Genomic DNA, 19,393 nt, shown 5'->3' on the forward strand with positions numbered 1-19,393 from the left:
GATATCTGATGAGTAAACTATTTGATTTATTAACCGATTTGGCCCTTGACCCCAAGAAACAAAGTGTTTTCATCAATAACCCCAGTTCCGTAATGGACAAGGTGGGTTTATCTGAAGCAGAGCAGACGGCGATGATCAGCAAAGAACCTACTAAAATTGCAGTACTATTTGCAGAGGAACAAGTTCCTCTTGCCTTATCTTTGGTCGATCCCGGTCCCGATCCCTTGCCAGATCCAGACCCTTTTCCTATGCCAGATCCAGAGCCTTCTCCATCAGAAGAAGAAGAAGAAGCGGCGTTGCTTTTGTAAAGGTGCCCATTCCACCCACCGGGTCAAACAGCTTTTAGGAGATGCACCCCACCTAACCTAATGGTTAGGTGGGGTGTTTGACTGTAAATCACTGATAACTTGGTAGGATGTATCTCAATGGATGCTTTTTGACCTGTGGTGCGTTACGGGGCGGACTATCCCAAGGCTGCCTACGAAGCAAAAAATTAGGGCAAGTCCGCCCCTAACGCACCCTACGCAACTAACCCCTCCCAGGAGGGGAAGGAAAGAGGGAAGAGGGAAGAGGCAAAAAATAATGTGTACCTCATAGCTACGATAAACGCTATAACTCTTTGTAGACTTGGTAAAGCAAATGGATTATTATTTGATAAGCTCAAACCGCACTGGTTGTGGTTTGAGCTGATCAAAACTCCTTTAAAGGAGGTAAGCATGCGCGATTTATCAGGTTACCAAGTTACGGAAAAACTCCATGAGAGCACCAACTCCCTAGTCTATCGTGGACATCGGCGGGCAGATCACCAACCTGTTATCGTTAAAATGCTCAAACAGGCTTATCCTTCCCCTGAAAGGATTGCTTGGTTCAAGCGAGAGTATGAAACAACCCAAACTATTAACTTACCCGGTGTAATCGATGTTTACAGCTGGGAAAAGCTAGAAACTAACTGGGTAATGGTGTTAGAAGATTTTGGCGGCGAATCTCTCAATCGGATAATTCCGAAGCAAGAATTCACCATTGCTGAGTTTCTCCACCTGGCCATTGAGATTGTTGACATTCTCGGTCAGGTTCACCAGCAGCATATTATTCACAAAGATATTAACCCATCAAATATTATCTTAAATCAGAATACTGGTAAGCTTAAGCTAATTGATTTTGGGATTTCAACCACACTGTCGCGAGAAATCTCCACCTTTCGCAACCCGAATGTATTAGAAGGAACCCTAGCTTATATCTCCCCAGAACAAACGGGTCGAATGAATCGAGCCATCGATTACCGCACTGATTTTTACTCCCTGGGGGTGACCTTTTATGAATTGCTGACGGGAGAGTTACCCTTCCCCAGCAATGATGTTTTGGAATTAGTCCATTGTCATATTGCTAAACAACCGACACCACCACAGGAACTCAAACCAGATATTCCACCAATTCTTTCAGCGCTCCTGTTAAAATTGATGGCGAAAAATGCTGAAGAACGCTATCTATCAGCCTATGGGATCAAGGCAGATTTAGAAGAATGTATCAGACAGTGGCAAACCAAAGGGCAAATTGATGCTTTCGTGATCGATCAGCACAAGGTTTCCGATCAATTTCAAATACCACAAAAACTGTATGGGCGAGAACAGGAGATTTCTACCCTATTAGCTGCCTTTGAACGAGTCAGCCAAGGAGCTAGTGAAATGATGCTGGTTTCGGGATATTCTGGTATTGGCAAGTCCGTATTAATACAGGAGGTATATAAGCCACTGACTCGCCAACATGGCTATTTTATTTCTGGTAAGTTTGACCAGTTTCAACGAAATATTCCTTACGCTTCCTTAATTCAGGCATTTCGGTCATTAGCACAACAGTTACTGACCGAAAGTGAGCAAGAGATTCACAATTGGCGAGAGAAGCTGCAAGGGGAATTAGGGGAAAATGGACAGGTAATCATTGACGTTATTCCTGAAGTCGAACTGATTATTGGTCCACAACCACCTGTCCCAGAGCTTCCGCCAACAGAACTACAGAATCGCTTTAATTTTGTTTTTCAAAAATTTATTAAGATATTCACTCAACCGGAACATCCGTTAGTCATTTTCCTTGACGATTTACAGTGGGCAGATAGAGCTTCCCTGGAATTAATTCAACTGCTGATGACAGCAGGAGACAATAAATATCTATTTTTCATTGGGGCATATCGGGATAATGAAGTCAACGAGGCGCATCCGCTGACTCAAACCTTGGAACAGCTTGAAAAAGCCAAGGTAACAATTAAGAGAATACTACTTCTCCCCTTAGCCTTAACTGATGTTAGCCAACTTATCGTTGATACGTTTTTCGTAGATTCAATAACTGCTAAACCCCTTGCAAAATTAATACAGGAAAAAACTGGCGGAAATCCGTTTTTTATCAATGAGTTTATAAAATCTCTGTATTCTGAAGGTTGGTTGTATTTTAACTATAATTATCAGAAATGGGAGTGGGATATAGAGCAAATAAAAGCGCAACCCCTTACAGATAATGTGGTGGAGTTGATGACTAAAAAAGTTAAAGAATTACCCACAAAAACTCAAGCATTATTAAAATTAGCAGCTTGCATAGGGAACCAGTTTAACCTGAAAACACTGGCAGTGATATATGAAAAATCTATACAGGAAACTGCAACGGATTTACAGTCAGCACTCCAATCTGGTCTAATTATACCCCTTAGCTATGGCTACCAGTTGGTGGAACTTGATATAGAAGGGTTGTCAAATCAGTTATTTGTAGAATATAAATTTGCTCACGACCGCATCCAACAAGCAGTTTACTCGCTGATTCCCAAAGTAGATACCCAAGCAGTACACCTGGGGGTTGGCAAGTTGTTACTGCAAAATACATCCTCTGAAGAATCTGAACAGAAGCTGTTTGAGATTATTAACCAGTTGAACAAAGGTCGGGAGCTAATTGAGGGACAAACAGAGCGAGATGAGTTAGCTCTCTTAAATCTACGGGCAGGCAAAAAAGCCAAATCTTCAGCTGCTCGTCAACCTGCTTTGAATTATCTCCAGACCGGCTTAAGTTTGTTAGGTAAGCACAGTTGGTCGCAGCAGTATAACCTCAGCTTAGATTTGTATGTGGAGGCAGCAGAAGCCGCTTATACAATTGCCAACTACGACCAAATGGAGCCCTGGACTGAGATAGTCTTGCAAAAAGCCCAAACACTGCTAGACAAAGTCAAAGTCTATGAAGTCAAAATCCAAGCCTATTGTGCTCAAAGAAAATTTATAGAAGCAATCAAAACTGGGCTAGACGTTCTGAAATTACTTGGGATCGAATTACCCGAACAACCCAACCAATCTGATCTGACGGCAGAGATAGAGCAGATCAAGTCTGCCTTGGGGGGCAGGCAACCCCAGCAGCTAATGGACTTACCCCAAATGACCGATCCCCATAAACTAGCAGCTATGCGGGTTATGAACTACTTGTTGAGCTCTGCATACGTAGCAATGAATCAACTCAGCTTGGTAATTTGGTGCCGACAGGTGAATTTATCGATTCAGTTTGGTAATTCCCCTGATTCCGCTTTTCCCTATGCTGGTTACGGGCTTATCCTCTGTTTATTAGGGGAGCTTGAGGCTGGCTATCAGTTTGGTCAACTTGCTTTGAAGTTACTAGAACGATTCAAAGATAAAACATTTAAAGCAAGAACTTATGCGATGTATAAGGGATTTCTCAAGCATTGGAAGGAACCGCTCAGGGACACATCATCTGTTGCCATGGAAGCTTATCAAAGTGGCATAGAAACTGGAGATCTTGAATTTGCTGCTAGTACTATAACTGGCTATGCCTACGCTTTGTACCTAAGTGGCATTGAGCTGACGGATGCGAAGAAAGAGATGGAAAAGGCAATTGCAGCTATTATTCAAACTCAGCAGGAAGCTTACCTTCATTGGACTCAAACTTATATGCAGGCTATCCTTAACTTGATGGGAGAAGCCGACAATCCCTGCCGTTTGATTGGTGAAGTATACGATGAAGAAAAGATGATGCCAGTCCATCTGGCCGCTGGGGATAGAAGTGCACTGATGCATGCTTATTCACATAAACTCGCTCTGTGTTATCTTTTCCAGGAATTTCAGCAAGCGGTTGAAAATGCCGACCAGTTTGAAGACTATGCTGCCAATGCTGGCTCATCATTCTTCTTTACCACTGCCTACTTCTATGATGCCCTGGCTCGCCTAGCATTTTATCCTGATGCTTCAGAGACTGAAAGAGCAGAAATCTTGACCAAGGTTGCTGCTAAACAAGAAAAAATGGAACTATGGGCAAAGCAAGCTCCGATGAATTTTCTACACAAATTTTATCTAGTCGAAGCTGAACGAACCCGAGTTTTAGGCAGAGATAGCGAAGCTAGAGACTATTACGACCGCGCTATTACTTTAGCCCATAAAAACGAATATCTCAACGACGAAGCCCTAGCTTATGAACTAGCAGGCAAATTCTATTTAGCCAGAAACCAAAACCACGTTGCTCGCCACTACCTACAAGATGCCCACTATACTTATCAAGGCTGGGGAGCTGTGGCTAAGGTAAACGATTTGGAAGCTCGATACCCACAATTTTTAGCTACAGTTTCAACAGATAGTATTAAAACTAGCTTAAATCCGTCCATTACCGACTCAGGTAAAACTACATCCGGTGTTTTGGATATCAATAGCATTCTCAAAGCATCGCAAACAATTTCTGGGGAAATTATCCCAGACAAGTTGCTGGAAAAGTTAATGAAAATCCTGATTGAGAATGCTGGCGCTCAACAAGGTTTTCTGATACTGGATAAAGACGGTAATTGGGTAATTGAAGCGGAAGGAACAGTGGATTCTGATCAGGTGACTACACTGCAATCCCTGCCAGTAGACTCTGTGGATGCTGCTAGTCAAACCCCGGTCTTGTCAGTCTCTATCATTAATTATGTGGCTCGCACCCAGGAAAATTTAGTCTTAAGTGATGCGGCTAATCAAGGACAATTTACTCGTGACCCTTACATTGTTGCCACTCAACCCAAATCGATTATCTGTACTCCTTTGTTAAATCAAGGTAAACTAAGCGGTATTTTATATTTAGAAAATAATTTAACCACAGACGCATTTACGAGCGATCGCATTGAAGTTTTAAGAATGCTTTCTGCTCAAGCTGCTATCTCTATTGAAAATGCTCGTCTCTATGGACAGTTAGAAGACTATAACCGCAATCTAGAGCTTAAAGTAGAAGAGCGCACTCAAGAACTATCTCAAACTTTGGAAGTTCTCAAAGCTACTCAAGCGGAACTAATATTTGAAAACGAGTTACTGAAGAGTGACGAACAAGCCGCGAATTTTGATTATCAAGTGGGGGGAAGTTTACCGATGGATTCTCCCACTTATGTGGTGCGTTCTGCTGACAGAAATCTCTACAAATCATTAAAGCAAGGGAAGTTTTGTTACATTCTCAATCCCCGCCAGATGGGCAAGTCAAGCCTGATGGTACGTATGATTAACCACCTGAACCATGAGGGGATTAGCTGCGCGGCCATCGACCTGACTCGGATTGGCAGCGAAAATGTTACCCCTGACCAATGGTATAAGGGATTGGCAGTAGAGCTATGGCGAAGTTTTGGTTTACTAAGAAAGGTGAATTTAAAAAAGTGGTGGAATGAAAGAGCAGATATTTCTACGGTTCAGCGGTTGAGTCAATTTCTAGAAGAAGTGTTGCTGGATGAACTTGAGCAACCAGATAACAGTTTACCCAATAAAAGGGTAGTTTTTATTGATGAAGTTGATAGCGTGTTGGGCTTGAATTTTCCAGTTAATGACTTTTTTGCTCTGATTCGCTTCTGCTATAATCAGCGTACTATCAATCGAGACTATGGCAATTTAACCTTTGCTCTGTTTGGGGTGGCTACCCCCTCTGGCTTAATTACTGACCACAAAAGAACTCCTTTTAATATTGGTCAGGCGATTCAACTAGAGGGCTTTAAGGAGCATGAAGCTCAACCTTTGCTTCAAGGATTAGCCGAGAAAGTGACCAATCCTCAAACACTGCTCAAAGAAGTGTTAGCATGGACGAGTGGTCAGCCTTTTTTGACCCAAAAGATCTGTCAATTCATCCGCAGTACTTCATCTGCTATCCCTACTAACGACGAAGCTGAATGGATTGAAAATTTGGTGCGAACCAGGGTGATAGAGAATTGGGAATCCCAGGATGAACCGGAGCATTTGAGAACCATACGCGATCGCATCCTCGAAAGTAAGCAATCTGTAGGGCTACTGGAGATATATCGACAAATTGTGGACCAGGGAGAAGTGGTGGCTGTTGACAGTCCAGAGGAAAAGGAATTGCTGTTGTCTGGGTTAGTAGTTAAGCAACAGGGATCTCTGAGAGTCAATAACCGGATTTATCAATCGATCTTTGACCGCAGTTGGGTTGAGCAGCATGTGTGACTGAGATGTTGGACTTTCAATTAAAATAGTAAAGGGAACAGGGAATAGGGAGTAGGGAGTAGGGAATAGGGTATCAAAAATTATCACAATTGATTTAGGATTGCTATAAAATAGGAATTATCCATCAAAAGTAATTAAACTGATGAAAGCGGCAATTGTACGTATTGGAGATTCCCAAGGAATTAGAATTCCTAAAGAAATTATTGAAAAATGTGGTTTAGCTAATGTAGTTGAAATAACAGTAGAAGATGGAAAGGTGATCATTTCGCCAGTATCCCACTCTCGTCAAGGATGGGAAGAAAGGTTTAAAGAAATGGCAGAAAATGGTGATGATGAATTATTAATTGATGATCGGATTGAAAATTATTGGGATGAAGAGGATTGGAAATGGTAGAGATTCCCAAGCAATTTGAGGTGTATTTGGTTTGTCTCGATCCCACCATTGGTTCTGAAATTCAGAAGACTCGCCCTTGTGTGATTATATCTCCTAATGAGATGAATCAGTATATTAAGACAGTGATTATTGCACCAATGACGACAGCGAAGCGAAATTATCCCCTGGTAATGAGGCACACAGGATTTTTTTCCTATTCCCCTCTTGATGATGTTGACCACATTCCCCTAAAAAAGGCGAAGTTCAATCCGTTTACTCGAAGACCCACACTGAAAGCCCCGTCACAAAGCGAGCAGGGATGAAAGTGAATAGCGCGCTTAAAGCCAGCGAAAAAATTTTGCAATTGGTGTTGACTATTATCTAGCGCTAGAGTATACTAAAGGTATGAGTACAGGCTGAGAAACCGCAGGCTGAGCCGGGAGAGAGACCCGTAACTTACTGACCTGAAAGCAGTAATGCTCGGAGGGTAGGGAAAGTCCTCCTTAAAAACCCAACCGTCAATTAACCGTTGGCGTGTGAACCTAGCAGAATCACATTTTGAGAAAAAAAACTGTACGGCGGGGCACGCCGGAACCAGGTGAAAAGGAAGAAAACGGACTTTTTAAGGCACTTCCCTACAAGTAGCCAAACGCGATCGCGAGAATTGCCCGCTGGGTCTACTGTGAACTGAACTGAAGTCTTGGTCTTGACGGGTATTTGGTTTAGGTACTGCTTAATTTTTGGCGGCGTCAAAGATTAGGACATGGTGGTTTAAGGCAGCTCGTTGATCTGGGAATCGCCGTTCTTTCAAGACGGCGAGTGTCAACTAAGGCAGCTAGTGCCCGTTCCAGTGTAGGAAGTTTCGTCCCGTTATCGGGGTCGAGAATGCGCTTGACTTCCTGTTCATCAGTATTGAGAGTATGGGCTAATTGGAGTGATGTAATCCCTGCTTCGCACATGGCCAGGTAAAGGGCAGCTTTTAAGGCAGTCTGAATTGGCACCGGCACTAAATAGTCTCCGCCTGCTGGGGGTGAGGGATTGGGGATGTCGAGTTGGTCATCAATTCTGGCTGCGATCGCTTCTTCCAAACAGTCCGCTGCTTCAGCGAAGGCTTGTTCCATGGAATCTCCCTGAGTAATGGCTTCTGGCAGATCCTGAAAAGTTACCACAAACCCGCCATCCGACTCGTCAGGGGTAAATGTAGCCGGGAATGAAAATCGACTCATAGTAATGGCATGGTTAAATTTCATCTTCCTGTAGACCAAGCTGACGTAGCATTGCCTTCAATGTCCCAGTCTTGAGTTCATCTTTGGGATTGCGGACAATAGTAAATCGATCACCAAAATAGAGTGTGACGTGGCTTCCTTTCCCGCGCTTTTTGTCAACACGAGATTCGAGACCACGCTCTCTTGCTAACTTTTTTACCCTCTATCATGAACTCACTTCCTTTCATAATAAAACTATCGGACATTATTGTCCGGTAGTCAAGGGCGAAGGGATCCGTGAGGGCTTGGCTCCCGAAACCGCCTTCCCAAAGCCTCTTTCTTTCGTCAGCGATTGTCATTAAATCAAGACTTTACTATAATGTCAGCACAGTCAAGCTTTTATAAATTAATAGAATAAATGTATTAATTAACTTCAGTCATCAAGAAGATTGATGGGGAGATGGGGAGATGGGGCAGATTTGTATTAAGGGTAATTATCCGGCGTTGCTGAATCAAGGAATGAATAGAAGTAGGGTGGGTATCCTGCACGACCGAAAAGATCAGGAACGGGCAAGATGCCCATTCCACAGGTGCGACCCAAGGGCGATTTACTCGCCCTAGGAGGCGCGCACCTACTCTTAAAATCATTCCATTATTAAGCAACGCCTAAAAACTAAAATAATGAAGACTCTGAAATTATTACCTTTTGTATGCGTAATACTTGCTTCAATGCAACCTAGAGTTTTAGCTCTTAGCAAATTATTCGATAGCGTCGAAGACGCTCTTAAAAAACCATTTAAAATTGTTTCTGAAGGTGTTGCTGAAGGTGCAAGCGATAAAGCCTTAAAAGAATTTGAGGACTTTTTTAATAGTTCAATACGCCCCTTTAGTGATGATGTAATCAATAAAGTTGATCGGGTAGCAGCAAATAACATTCTCCGCACTGAGGAAGCTGCTCAGAGACTTTTAGACCATAGTAAAGACAATATCCTAGATATTGAAAATCAAGTGGTTGAGGATATTGATCATATCTTGGAAAGAGTAGATGAGCGCTATCGTGGCGTAATGCGGGAAACCTTCTTAGAGATTAATCGTGCTCGTGCAGAGACTCTTATTGATGTCCGCTATACTCTTGGTACTGTTGATCAATCCCTAGAAGCGCGAATCAACCAAATTGCTTTAGAGATGATGACGCTTCTTGCTCAAGTTGATAAGATTGTGCAAAAAACTCCAGGTACTTTTTACAAAGAACTGTTTGACCCTACAATTACAAGATTGGAGAACCTTGAGCGAGATATTTTCCTTAAATTAGATGAACTTGTAAAAACACTTAATTGCTCTAGGGCAGGCACTATTGAAGATTTACGAATTAGCTTTAATAAAATAATTGAAAAGGCTCGCAGCACCCTACCTTTTTCCATATTTCGTCGTCGTACCTCTTGTGAAAGAGAAATGCGTCAGGTATACCAAGAAGGCAGTGATATATATTTTTACCGTGTATCTGAGTGTGAAATTAACAAAATTATCAATCAGCGTGGACATATATTAACTATGCAGCAAATTGCAGATAACTACGGACAACTTCAACTCAATGCTAGTCGAATGGCTTGTTTAGCTAAAGATATTGCACCAGATCTACATGATCAAATAAAAGGAGACTGGTTAGAATACGGAATAAAAACTCGTTTTTGGAAAAATTATCTAACAAATAGCTCACAAGGAGAATAATTATGAAACGTTTAATGGCATTAAGCACGATTATCCTTACAGTTAGTATAGGAGTAGCTTCTTGTACTCGATTAGTAAACAGTCAAAACAGTCGCCAGGAGTGTGATAAAAACTCTACGGCTTTTCAATGTTATGAAGCAACATTATCGGAAATTCGTTTAATGAAGCAAGAGTTACAAACAAAGCTTCAAGAACTTGAAAGTGTTAGAAACGAAGTCAAGTCGCTCAACGAAAAGTTGGGAAATACAACTAATAAACTAGAACAAAATTTTATTAAAATTAGTAATAATCGTGAGCAACTGACACAAAATCATCAAGCTTTAAGCAATAGTGTGGAAGGGTTAAATACTAGGATTCAGTCCCTTCAAGCAAATCAGGATAATCGAGATCAAAAATTAGATAATTTAACCAAGACATCTACTCAGGAGGATCAAAAGCTTGGTCAGAAGATTAGTAACATTGAATCTGGTGTTAATCAGAGAATATCGAATGAAGTTCAGACTTTGTCAAACCAACTTCAAGGGTTGACTACTAATGCAGATAAGACGGTTGTTCAGGGTAACCTACTGATTAACGGCAATCGATGGGATGGGACAAGACAGGAAGCTACTACTGATAGGAGTAATGATGCTTTTTGTCCTGAAGGACATTACGTTGTGGGAGCACGTGCCATCGATACAGATGGTGGAAGATACTGCGTCAGTTGTATAAGTCGTGTGAAGTTATTCTGTAGACAACTCTAGAATATGAGAACCACTTGCCTATGTTAACGGAGCCACTTTTTTAAATAATATAGGACTTACGAAATTTAGTTAGTCTCGCCCCCCTAACCCCCAATTTTGGGGGGAACAAAACTCTCAAAGTCCCCCACAGTTGGAGAACCAACGGGGGGCTTTCCCAAAACCAGACGATCGCGCATTCATACTTCAATTCAGCAATGCCTAGTCTGAAAAACGATTATGTTCAACTCTCCATCAAAATCAACCTCAAAGCATCTAACTCCACATACCATGGCTCAGGCCAAGCTTTAATCTGATGCCATTTTTCCTTAAAAACTTCAGCTTGGAGGTGGTATTGTTGAGGATTCCTAGAAGGAGTATATAAATTCAGATAAAGTGTAACTCGGTGCTGGGTTTCACTCATCGTCACCAGCCAACAGGGAAACGTATTGTCGTGATTTGGCTCTTTTAGAAATCTCAAATGATGGGCACGGATGCCAACATAGGCTAAGGATTTCCTGATCGGTTCCACCACTGAGAGACTACAGTTCCAGTCCAGGGCTTGAATTTTTTGGTGGTCAATAATTTCAACCCGAGAAAAGTTTTTACACTCCGTTAATTGTGCTACCCTAAAGCTAGGAGGATGCTCAAAAATAGCTTCTTTAGAGTCATAACCAATAACATTTCCTTCGGAAAGTACTAACAGATTACCACAGACCCGGTAAGCTTCCTCTAATTTATGGGTGACGAAAAGAGTGGCTCCTTGATAATTAGAGAAAACTTCCGTTAGTAGCATTTCGATCTGATTACGTAGATAGGTATCAAGGGCAGAAAGGGGCTCATCTAATAGTAATGCTTCTGGTGCGATCGCCATTGCTCTTGCCAAGGCTACCCGCTGCTGCTGTCCCCCAGAAATTTCGTGAGGATAGCGCTTTTCCAATCCCTGTAAATGCATCAGTTCAATATATTTCCATACCCGTTTATTCCTTTGGGCTTTCGGCAATTCCTGTAAGCCAAAGCCGATATTTTCAGCTACATTCATGTGGGGAAAGAGGGCGTAGTTTTGAAACACAAAACCAATGCGACGTTGGTGAGGAGGAACGTTAATACCCTGTTTAGAATCAAACAAAACTCTTCCGTTCAAGACAATGCGGCCTTGAGTCGGTGTAGCCAAACCAGCAATACACCGTAGCGTCATACTTTTACCAGAACCAGAAGCCCCTAAGATTCCTAAGGGCTTACCATTAGCCGTAAATTTAGCATCTAGGGTAAAGCTAGAGCTTACCTCTTTTCGTAAGTCTACTAAAAGTCCTTGACTTGGTTCTATGTTAGATTTTTTCCCTGCTCCCTGCTCTTTTCCCCCCTGATTAAGGGAAGCTCTAGTCCCCCCCTTAATCCAGGAAGTTCTTGTCCCCCCCTTATTAAGGGGGGTTAGGGGGGATCCCTTACTTACTTCTATATTAGATTTTTTCCCTGCTCCCTGCTCTTTTCCTCCCTGATTAAGGGAAGCTCTAGTCCCCCCCTTAATCAGGGAAGTTCTTGTCCCCCCCTTATTAAGGGGGGTTAGGGGGGATCCCTTACTTACTTCTATGTTAGATTTTTTCTCTATTCCCTGTTCCCTGCTCCCTACTCCCTGCTCCCTACTCCCTACTCCCTGTTCATAGTTAATGATGGTGATTGCCACGAGAGCGATCGCAACCATGATCAACACCCATAGTAGTGCTTCCCCCATCCTCCCGGCTTGGGCTGCAAAAAAGATAGCGATCGCAATGGTTTGGGTTTTGCCAGGAATATTCCCAGCTAGCATTAACGTAGCGCCAAACTCTCCCAAGGCTCTCGCAAACGCCAGAACTGTCCCCGCCATCACCCCTGGCCAAGCCAACGGTAGCAACACTTGCCAAAATACCCTACATTCAGAAGCCCCCAAGGTACGGGCACAGTTAATCAAATCCTGATTGACTTGTTTGAAAGCTCCCAATACAGTTTTATACATCAAAGGAAAGGCAACGACAGTAGCAGCAATCACAGTCGCAGGCCAAGACAAGATTACAGATACTCCCAATTGCCTCAATAGCTGTCCCACTGGGCTATTTCTACCTAGTAACAACAGTAATAAAAAGCCAACTACTGTAGGCGGTAGCACTATCGGAAGGGTTAAGATACTATCAATAATTCCTTTACCTTTCCCTCGATAGCTAAACATCCAGCCCGCTACTGTAATTCCCAGAAAGAAAGCAAAGATAGTAGCCAAGCCAGCAGTTTTTAGGGAAATCCATAAAGGAGATAAATCTTCCATAGGTTAGTTAATTTTTAATTATCAACCATAATAAACCCATACCTCAAAAATACAGTTTTAGCTGAATCACCAATAATAAACTGCACAAACTGGTTAGCAAGATCAGGGTTTTTAGACTCCTTCAATACTGCTACTGGGTAGATAATCCGGGAGTAAGACTCTGGCGGAGCAGTAGCAACTATTTTAACTTGGTTTGATAGTTTAGCATCTGTTGCATACACCAATCCAGCATCCACATTACCGGTTTCCACATAAGATAGAACTTGGCGAACATCTTTGCCAAAAACTAACTTCGGTTTGAGCTGTTCAAACAAATTAAGACTAGTGAGAACTTCCTTAGCATACTGTCCAGCTGGTACACTTTCCGGGTCTCCCATTGCTATTTTACTGATGTTATCAGAGGTTAAGTCCTTAAAATTAGAGATACCAGTCTCCTCTTTAGGACTAACTAAAACTACCTGATTATTAACAAGACTTTGCCTTGTACCTTGTACTAAAAGCCCCTTATATTCCAGATCATTCATCTGTTTCGGAGCGGCTGAAATAAAAACATCCACTGGCGCTCCCTGTTCGATTTGTTGCTGCAACGAACCAGAGGATGCAAAGTTATAAATAATAGTAACATCTGGTGTTTCCTTAGTGTAGAGTACTTTGATAGCTTTCATCGCATCTTGTAAGCTAGCAGCCACTGATACAGTTAGGCTCACCACTTCTGGCTGTTGATTGTTAAGGGTAGCACCATTGCAAGCTACCAAAACTAAGGATAGACTTAAGCACAACAACCATGATCTAGTTAGGGATTTAACCATAAAACTTAGTAGTAGAGTTATAGCGCTTTATAGTAAGCGTGACCTTCATTTAAATTTTATTCCCGATTTCCGATTTCCGATTCCCGATTCCCTACTCCCTACCCAATTAGATACTTAACAACGGGAGCATGTCACCTTTGTAATTAGGTAAATAGATCCCCCCTAGCCCCCCTTAAAAAAGGGGGGAATTAGATTCAAAAGTCCCCCTTATTAAGGGGGATTTAGGGGGATCTAAATCAGGGATTAACAAAATTGACATGCTCCCCTTAAGAACAAAAAAAATAGCCGTAGAAATAATATCCACGGCTATTTCAAATCCACAGTAAGTGGAGTTAAATCGCTCTCTTGATGCAGTCGCTCATGGGGGAAACCCCCAAGACCGCGCTGCATCGCTATGTCACTCAGTTTCCGAACCCATCGAAATATGATCCTATTTAATCATACCGGAACCTTGGTTTTTGCCAAGGGGGGAAACCCCCCCGAAAAACTAACGTTTTAACGTAGCATCCAATACTTAGTGATGATAGTAATCACCTCTCCTGGCATGCCCGTAGGTTGCAGAGGACTCCACTCGGAAGCCTGTGCGTAGCCCATGGCAGAGAGGGTATGAATACTATTAGTTACTGCTTGACGAGGCCCCTTTAAAATGTGCTGAACAGGTTGTTGCTTTGGGAAAATATCTTCAAGATTAATTCCGGGAATTTGATGTTCAGGATTATTGTCGGGGTTAGGGATAAATTCTTGCGACATAGCTCAAGAGTTGAATTTTGTTTATATGATTATTGTAATGATTATATTATTAATTTGTCAAGGGGTTATTATAATTTTTTTGGGGGTTATTTTAAGGGGATAAAAAAAGCGATCGCGTAACCTTAGCGATCGCTTTTTTTTGTATTAATTTTAACGATACTCCTGTTCTCTCTTGCCTACCTTTACAGATCAACTTTTCACTTGGTGAAAGATCTTAATTATTTATCCCTTCTTTTCAAAACTGAACCAGCCCCTAAAGCACTAACTCCCAGTAGTGCTAATCCAGAAGCAGGTTCAGGGACACTAGTTGGATCAACCCAGTATAGCGCTAATCCAGAAGCCGGTTCAGGGACACTTGCTGAATCAAGCCAGTTTGAGGGAATGTTGGTGATGGTTTCCTTAAAATTAGGATTAGGATCAACATCAACCCAGTTTGAGGGAAGGTTGGTGATAGTTTCTTTAAAATTAGGATTGAGATCAACATAGATAGTTGGAGGAAAGAAGGCTGAGTCACGAGAAAACCTAATTCCTGACTCTCTGTTCCAGGTAAGGGTCTGACCTCCTAGGTCCATAAACCTACCAAAATCGACATCTAGAGTCCAATTATCAGGGGTAGCTCTAAAGGTAGTAACAAAAGTTCTAGGAATAATAGGGAGAGTAGTAGGCAAAATTTCAAAAGTAAGATCAGAACCTACTGTAGGAACAAAGGTTCTAGGATCAAGAGTAACAGGAAAAGGCAAAGGTTCAAGCGTATCAGAACCTAGTCGAGATGAATCTTCTACATCAAGAGACCAAGAGAGTAATTCTCCTTCAGTAGTGTACTCAACAAACCCTTCGTAATCTTTAGTTTGGGAAAAAGGTTCTAGTGTACCACTAGACTCATCCAATATAAATATAGACGGCAGACCAAATCTAGAAGACAACAATTCAAGTTCGCCACTGAATTCGTGCTTGATTATCTGGAAAGCAGCAGCGGGTAAAACTCCAACAGTAGCACAGGTTAAAGCGATAGCAGTAGTAACAACACCTAATTGTTTATAAAAATTAATCAAAGAAATTCTCCTGGTTGAGTAAGTAGACAAATTGAGTTAATTGCACCACAAAGTGGGCAATTAAGATTTTGGATAGTTTCCAAAAAAATCTCAAGCACCGAAGAATTTATCAGACATAAAATTTAATCTGGTAAAACTTTAACCTTTACGCCGAATTATTCTTTTGGCAAAAAAAATAACTCGATCACATTTGCTAAAATTAGACTATCACAAAAAATAACAACAGTGGAAAGATTAAATTAACTTATAGGCCATTTTACTGACTTCTATTTTTTGGGATAGCCTCTGCATCTGCCGCCGGTTTATAGCGTTGATCGTAGCTATATATAAAAAAAAGTCCATTTTTATGGACTTAACTCGCTCTACAATTATGGTTTATTTAGTTAATAAAACTTAACTAGAATCTCTTATTATTGCTCCCTTCTTTTCAACAAAGAACCAGCACCTAAAGCACTAAGTCCCAGTAGTGCTAATCCAGACGCAGGTTCAGGTACACTGGTTGGATCTGGCTTTGAGGGATCCTCGGTGATAGTTTCGCTAAAATTAGGATTGGGATCAACATAGACAGTTGGAGGTAATAGCGAACCCCCAAGAGTAAAGGTAATTCCTGAGTCTCTGTTCCAGGTAAGAGTATAAGCCCCGGCATCAACAGCCCTACCAAAATCGATATCTAGAATCCAACTATCAGGGGTAGCGTCAAAGGTCGTAATAAAGTTTCTAGGAGGAACAGGAAGAGGAGAAGGAAAAGGAGAAGGCAACGGTTCAAGGGTAATATCAGAACCGACTTGCTCTAACCCTTCTACATCAAGAAACCAAGAGAGTAATTCCCCTTCAGTATTGTATTCAACAAACCCCTCGTAATCTCTAGTTTCGGGAGGAGGCTCTGGCAGAAAATCAGGAAAATCCGACAATTCAAGTTCGCCGCTGAATTCTTGGTTAATGATTTGCTCAGCAGCAGCGGGTAAAACTGCAACAGTAGCAGAGGTTAAAGCGACAGCAGTAGTAACAAGTGCGAATTGGTGAGAAAGATTAGTCACAGAAAGTATCCTCGTTCAGTATGTGTAGAATAGGGAATAGGGAATAGGGAACGGTAGGAAATAGTTAACAGGATTTTTTTGCTATGATAAATTATTATGATTTATCAGAATCGATTTAAAAAAATAGAGTTAGCTTGAATTATAGTCACCTTTAAAATACATGTCAATACTTTATCAAAAACCCTAAAAGTGCCGAGGCCAAATTGCCTGATTAGTATAGGATTGATAATATAAAAAAGGGCACAGGGAACAGGGAGTAGTGATGCAATCGCTGATCGGCGAAACGACAACCCTTGCTGATCTCAATCTCCATCTCTCCATCTCCCTACTCCCTAAGACGAAAGTCCCTCACCTAATTGAGAAGCACTACAGTCTATAATATGTAAAGCGCAATAAAAACTAGGAGGTGATCGTGATGCTGCTCAACTACCAATACCAGGCTTATCCAAGTAGTCAACAAAAACTAGAACTAAATGATTGGCTACGGATTTGTCGGTACTGGTACAACTGGCAGTTGGGCGATCGCTTTCGGTGGTGGAATGAAAACCGCACTGCTGTTAATTCTTGTCCGTTGATTACTTATCTACCAGAACTCAGAGATAACCCCGGTTATTTCAGTCAAAAAAAGCTGTTACCAATCTGGAAAAAAGACTTGGTGACAGTTGTCCACTCAGGTGAATTGCTGGACTTTACCCGAGTTCCGGCGAATACTTTACAGGACGTATGTAAAAGAGCAGATATGGCTTTCAGTCGATTTATCAAAGGCGATTGTAATGGTAGTCGTAGCGGAAAACCTAGATTTAAAAATCAAGCTAGATACAGGACTTTAAAGATAGATGGGAAAGACTGTTTTTCTGTAGCCAGAATCGAGAGGAAATGGATATGGCTAAAGATCAGTAAACTCAAGGGCTGGCTTAAGGTACGACTACATCGTCCGCTGCCCCATGGGTTTAAGATCAAGAATATTATAATCACCAAGAAAACCGATGGTTGGTACACAACCTTATGCTTAAAAGATTCTACAGTACCAACGCTTACACCAGAAAGTGTTATTCCCACTTGGGATAATAGCATAGGGTTGGATGCGGTACTTTACGGAGACGATTATCTAGCAACATCTGAAAATACCAAACTACCTTCTCTTAAGTCTTACCGTAATAATCATTCTGATCTAGAAAAGGTACAGACAAAAAAGAATGCCAAGACAAAAGGCAGTAAAGCTAGAAGGAAATTGCAATCGCGTGAAGCGAGAATACATCAACGGATTGCTAGGAGCCGAAAGGATCATGCCTATAAAACAGCTCATGTTCTGGTTAGAACCGGAAAAAAAGTTTTCTATTATGAAAATTTGAACCTTAGTGGTTTAAATAAACGAAATAAACCCAAGCCAGATGGGAAGGGTGGATATTTGCCTAATGGACAGTCCGCTAAATCTGGATTAAATAAGTCTTGGTTGGACGCAGGATTTGGGCAGTTCTTTGAGGTACTGGACTACATAGCTGGAAAAGCTGGAGCAGTAACGAAAAAGTGTAACCCTGCCTATACCTCTCAGCTGTTAAGCTATCGAGACGAGTTTGTATTCACGGATTGCGACCTCCGCGAGTATTGGGATGAGCAAGAAATGTTATTGGTTGATCGTGACCTAAATGCCGCAATTAACCTAAAACGAGTGGGGCTGGGCGTGTTCCCCACTATAAAACGCTGTAAGGGGAATCCGGTTATAAATAGCTCTATAACTAATAGTACCTCAAAGGAAGTTTTAGTAGCTCTAAGGAGTGCTAGAAGCTTACACTTACCGGATAGGGAAGTGTAGGAACGTCACCTAGGCAGACCTCAGCTATGCCAAACAATTGGATCACCAAATTTAGTGATCATCACCGTAAGGGATACTTCTAGGGAGCTGTGATGCGATTGACCTTTGGTCACGCTACGGGATTGACCTTTGGTCACGCTACGCGATGCTCCTTTGGAGCCGCTAAGCGAACACAAATTACGCGATTGGCCGTAGACCACGCTAAAAGCGATGGCTCGAAGAGCCCGCCAAAGGCGATTGACCTTTGGTCACGCTTCGCGATGAAGCGAAGCTTCCGCTAAGAGCGATCGCATAAAAGGGATCAGTCTAGGTAGCTGCTAAGTGTCTTTGCTAGGACTATTAAAAGATTGATTATAGGGAAACAGAGTATCCAGTAATCGGTTCAAGCTCCCCTGCCCATGAACAGTAGGTTGAGTCTTCGGGGCTGGTGATTCTGTCTGCGACTCAGCGGTCGTCTCAGCTTCAATAGTATCTGTAGTATTCGTCTCTGTAGTATTCGTCTCTGTAGTATTCGTCTCTGTAGTATTAGTAGTACTAGTTTCTGTTGTATCTGTAGCCACCGTATTACTGGTGGATGGCACTTGACCATTTACAGATTCCGTGGTAAAGCTTTGATCAGGTACAGTTGATGACAACTCCTGAGGTTTCTGCTCCAAGCTATCAGGAGTTGGTTGAGACTCTTCCGGTAATGGACGCCCCTTATCCCCCAACACCGACGCTGATGGTACCACTTGTAAGGATTCTACAGAATGATTCCAAATTGTCGTCAGGGAGCCAATACTAGCATTAGCGCCAATTTTTCCCTTCCCCACGACCAGAACCCCAGCCCCTAAACTCGCTCCTGATTCCACCTCCACAGTACCTTTGTGAGCATGAATAATTGCTCCCATACCGATACAAACACCGGCTGCAATCGTTATTTTACTATCTGGATCTGCTCGCAAAATTACCCCTGCTGAAATAACAGCACTAGGATCAATGCTCACATTTCCTTCCACGTATATATGAGAATTATTACTCAATAGAAGTTTAGGCAAGTGCATAATTTTTGGCACAATGGACTTCGCCGCATTTGTCGGGGTAAAGAATTTTGGGTAAACGGTTTTGGGATTAAATTTGACTCTAGCACTATCATTTTTGAGGGCTTCTTTACCGTTGCAAGAAGTCT

The 19,393-nt window shown here is 42.0% G+C and carries 18 protein-coding genes; 9 read left to right on the plus strand and 9 right to left on the minus strand.

Annotated elements, in window-relative coordinates; all coding sequences use genetic code 11:
• Window positions 1-8: 8 nt before the first annotated feature.
• The 4 genes from F6K63_RS10540 (at window position 9) to F6K63_RS10555 (ending at window position 7,139) form a co-directional block, all read left to right on the plus strand.
• Window positions 9-308, plus strand: coding sequence for a hypothetical protein (locus F6K63_RS10540; protein ID WP_287312022.1), 300 nt, complete (start codon window positions 9-11; stop codon window positions 306-308).
• Between the two features lie 408 nt (window positions 309-716).
• Complete coding sequence (locus F6K63_RS10545) at window positions 717-6,443, plus strand: AAA family ATPase (protein ID WP_287312025.1); 5,727 nt, start codon at window positions 717-719, stop codon at window positions 6,441-6,443.
• A 142-nt stretch (window positions 6,444-6,585) separates the two neighbouring features.
• Window positions 6,586-6,837 (plus strand): AbrB/MazE/SpoVT family DNA-binding domain-containing protein, encoded by a 252-nt coding sequence (locus F6K63_RS10550; protein WP_287265155.1) that lies wholly within the window; start codon window positions 6,586-6,588, stop codon window positions 6,835-6,837.
• Window positions 6,831-7,139: a type II toxin-antitoxin system PemK/MazF family toxin gene (locus tag F6K63_RS10555; protein ID WP_287312027.1), complete on the plus strand. Its 309-nt coding sequence runs from the start codon at window positions 6,831-6,833 to the stop codon at window positions 7,137-7,139. Before F6K63_RS10550 ends, F6K63_RS10555 begins: the two co-directional genes overlap by 7 nt.
• A 426-nt stretch (window positions 7,140-7,565) precedes the next feature.
• Here F6K63_RS10555 and F6K63_RS10560 read toward each other — a convergent pair whose 3' ends face one another.
• The 3 genes from F6K63_RS10560 to F6K63_RS10565 all read right to left on the minus strand — a co-directional run bounded on the left by F6K63_RS10560 (window position 7,566) and on the right by F6K63_RS10565 (window position 8,669).
• Entirely contained in the window at window positions 7,566-8,042 is a 477-nt protein-coding gene (locus F6K63_RS10560) for a type II toxin-antitoxin system HicB family antitoxin (RefSeq protein ID WP_287255243.1), read from the minus strand.
• A gap of 13 nt (window positions 8,043-8,055) precedes the next feature.
• Window positions 8,056-8,142, minus strand: a complete 87-nt coding sequence (locus F6K63_RS37170) for a hypothetical protein (RefSeq protein ID WP_502708301.1) — start codon at window positions 8,140-8,142, stop codon at window positions 8,056-8,058.
• 302 nt (window positions 8,143-8,444) lie between these two features.
• Window positions 8,445-8,669: a hypothetical protein gene (locus F6K63_RS10565; protein WP_287256181.1), complete on the minus strand. Its 225-nt coding sequence runs from the start codon at window positions 8,667-8,669 to the stop codon at window positions 8,445-8,447.
• Between the two features lie 33 nt (window positions 8,670-8,702).
• Here F6K63_RS10565 and F6K63_RS10570 point away from each other — a divergent pair, with 33 nt between their 5' ends.
• Both F6K63_RS10570 and F6K63_RS10575 read left to right on the plus strand, forming a co-directional pair.
• Window positions 8,703-9,749 carry a hypothetical protein gene (locus tag F6K63_RS10570; protein ID WP_287256183.1) on the plus strand — a complete coding sequence of 349 codons (1,047 nt, stop codon included), beginning with the start codon at window positions 8,703-8,705 and terminating at the stop codon, window positions 9,747-9,749.
• 2 nt (window positions 9,750-9,751) lie between these two features.
• Window positions 9,752-10,492: a hypothetical protein gene (locus tag F6K63_RS10575; protein WP_287256185.1), complete on the plus strand. Its 741-nt coding sequence runs from the start codon at window positions 9,752-9,754 to the stop codon at window positions 10,490-10,492.
• A 220-nt stretch (window positions 10,493-10,712) separates the two neighbouring features.
• On the opposite strand, the gene modB is transcribed toward F6K63_RS10575, so the two are convergent.
• Together modB and modA are read right to left on the minus strand one after the other, a co-directional pair.
• On the minus strand, window positions 10,713-12,764 hold the full coding sequence (gene modB / locus F6K63_RS10580) for a molybdate ABC transporter permease subunit (RefSeq protein ID WP_287312029.1): 2,052 nt from the start codon (window positions 12,762-12,764) through the stop codon (window positions 10,713-10,715).
• A 14-nt stretch (window positions 12,765-12,778) separates the two neighbouring features.
• On the minus strand, window positions 12,779-13,573 hold the full coding sequence (gene modA, locus F6K63_RS10585; protein WP_502708295.1) for a molybdate ABC transporter substrate-binding protein: 795 nt from the start codon (window positions 13,571-13,573) through the stop codon (window positions 12,779-12,781).
• Here modA and F6K63_RS10590 point away from each other — a divergent pair.
• Window positions 13,506-13,691 carry a hypothetical protein gene (locus F6K63_RS10590; protein WP_162278958.1) on the plus strand — a complete coding sequence of 62 codons (186 nt, stop codon included), beginning with the start codon at window positions 13,506-13,508 and terminating at the stop codon, window positions 13,689-13,691. The genes modA and F6K63_RS10590 overlap by 68 nt on opposite strands.
• A gap of 377 nt (window positions 13,692-14,068) precedes the next feature.
• On the opposite strand, the gene F6K63_RS10595 is transcribed toward F6K63_RS10590, so the two are convergent.
• The 3 genes from F6K63_RS10595 to F6K63_RS10605 all read right to left on the minus strand — a co-directional run bounded on the left by F6K63_RS10595 (window position 14,069) and on the right by F6K63_RS10605 (window position 16,412).
• On the minus strand, window positions 14,069-14,323 hold the full coding sequence (locus F6K63_RS10595; RefSeq protein WP_071106296.1) for a hypothetical protein: 255 nt from the start codon (window positions 14,321-14,323) through the stop codon (window positions 14,069-14,071).
• Window positions 14,324-14,541: 218 nt separating this feature from the next.
• On the minus strand, window positions 14,542-15,375 hold the full coding sequence (locus tag F6K63_RS10600) for a PEP-CTERM sorting domain-containing protein (protein ID WP_287312034.1): 834 nt from the start codon (window positions 15,373-15,375) through the stop codon (window positions 14,542-14,544).
• Window positions 15,376-15,785: 410 nt separating this feature from the next.
• On the minus strand, window positions 15,786-16,412 hold the full coding sequence (locus tag F6K63_RS10605; RefSeq protein ID WP_287312037.1) for a PEP-CTERM sorting domain-containing protein: 627 nt from the start codon (window positions 16,410-16,412) through the stop codon (window positions 15,786-15,788).
• A 415-nt stretch (window positions 16,413-16,827) separates the two neighbouring features.
• Between F6K63_RS10605 and F6K63_RS10610 the strand changes: the two genes are divergently transcribed.
• Both F6K63_RS10610 and F6K63_RS10615 read left to right on the plus strand, forming a co-directional pair.
• A complete protein-coding gene (locus F6K63_RS10610; protein WP_287255919.1) occupies window positions 16,828-18,225 on the plus strand; it encodes an RNA-guided endonuclease InsQ/TnpB family protein in 1,398 nt (465 codons plus the stop codon).
• 92 nt (window positions 18,226-18,317) lie between these two features.
• A complete protein-coding gene (locus tag F6K63_RS10615) occupies window positions 18,318-18,506 on the plus strand; it encodes a hypothetical protein (protein WP_287255921.1) in 189 nt (62 codons plus the stop codon).
• Window positions 18,507-18,542: 36 nt separating this feature from the next.
• On the opposite strand, the gene ccmN is transcribed toward F6K63_RS10615, so the two are convergent.
• Window positions 18,543-19,280 (minus strand): beta-carboxysome scaffolding protein CcmN, encoded by a 738-nt coding sequence (gene ccmN / locus F6K63_RS10620; protein WP_287312039.1) that lies wholly within the window; start codon window positions 19,278-19,280, stop codon window positions 18,543-18,545.
• Window positions 19,281-19,393: the final 113 nt, after the last annotated feature.

Origin of the sequence: Moorena sp. SIO1G6 (genome assembly GCF_010672795.1) — a bacterium.
Taxonomy (GTDB): Bacteria; Cyanobacteriota; Cyanobacteriia; order Cyanobacteriales; family Coleofasciculaceae; genus Moorena; species Moorena producens.

Coding starts and splice junctions, on each gene's coding strand:
- F6K63_RS10540 (WP_287312022.1), top strand. CDS start 9: ATGAGTAAACTATTTGATTTATTAACCGATTTGGCCCTTGACCCCAAG.
- F6K63_RS10545 (WP_287312025.1), top strand. CDS start 717: ATGCGCGATTTATCAGGTTACCAAGTTACGGAAAAACTCCATGAGAGC.
- F6K63_RS10550 (WP_287265155.1), top strand. CDS start 6,586: ATGAAAGCGGCAATTGTACGTATTGGAGATTCCCAAGGAATTAGAATT.
- F6K63_RS10555 (WP_287312027.1), top strand. CDS start 6,831: ATGGTAGAGATTCCCAAGCAATTTGAGGTGTATTTGGTTTGTCTCGAT.
- F6K63_RS10560 (WP_287255243.1), bottom strand. CDS start 8,042: ATGAGTCGATTTTCATTCCCGGCTACATTTACCCCTGACGAGTCGGAT.
- F6K63_RS10565 (WP_287256181.1), bottom strand. CDS start 8,669: ATGATTTTAAGAGTAGGTGCGCGCCTCCTAGGGCGAGTAAATCGCCCT.
- F6K63_RS10570 (WP_287256183.1), top strand. CDS start 8,703: ATGAAGACTCTGAAATTATTACCTTTTGTATGCGTAATACTTGCTTCA.
- F6K63_RS10575 (WP_287256185.1), top strand. CDS start 9,752: ATGAAACGTTTAATGGCATTAAGCACGATTATCCTTACAGTTAGTATA.
- modB (WP_287312029.1), bottom strand. CDS start 12,764: ATGGAAGATTTATCTCCTTTATGGATTTCCCTAAAAACTGCTGGCTTG.
- modA (WP_502708295.1), bottom strand. CDS start 13,573: ATGGTTAAATCCCTAACTAGATCATGGTTGTTGTGCTTAAGTCTATCC.
- F6K63_RS10595 (WP_071106296.1), bottom strand. CDS start 14,323: ATGTCGCAAGAATTTATCCCTAACCCCGACAATAATCCTGAACATCAA.
- F6K63_RS10610 (WP_287255919.1), top strand. CDS start 16,828: ATGCTGCTCAACTACCAATACCAGGCTTATCCAAGTAGTCAACAAAAA.
- F6K63_RS10615 (WP_287255921.1), top strand. CDS start 18,318: ATGCGATTGACCTTTGGTCACGCTACGGGATTGACCTTTGGTCACGCT.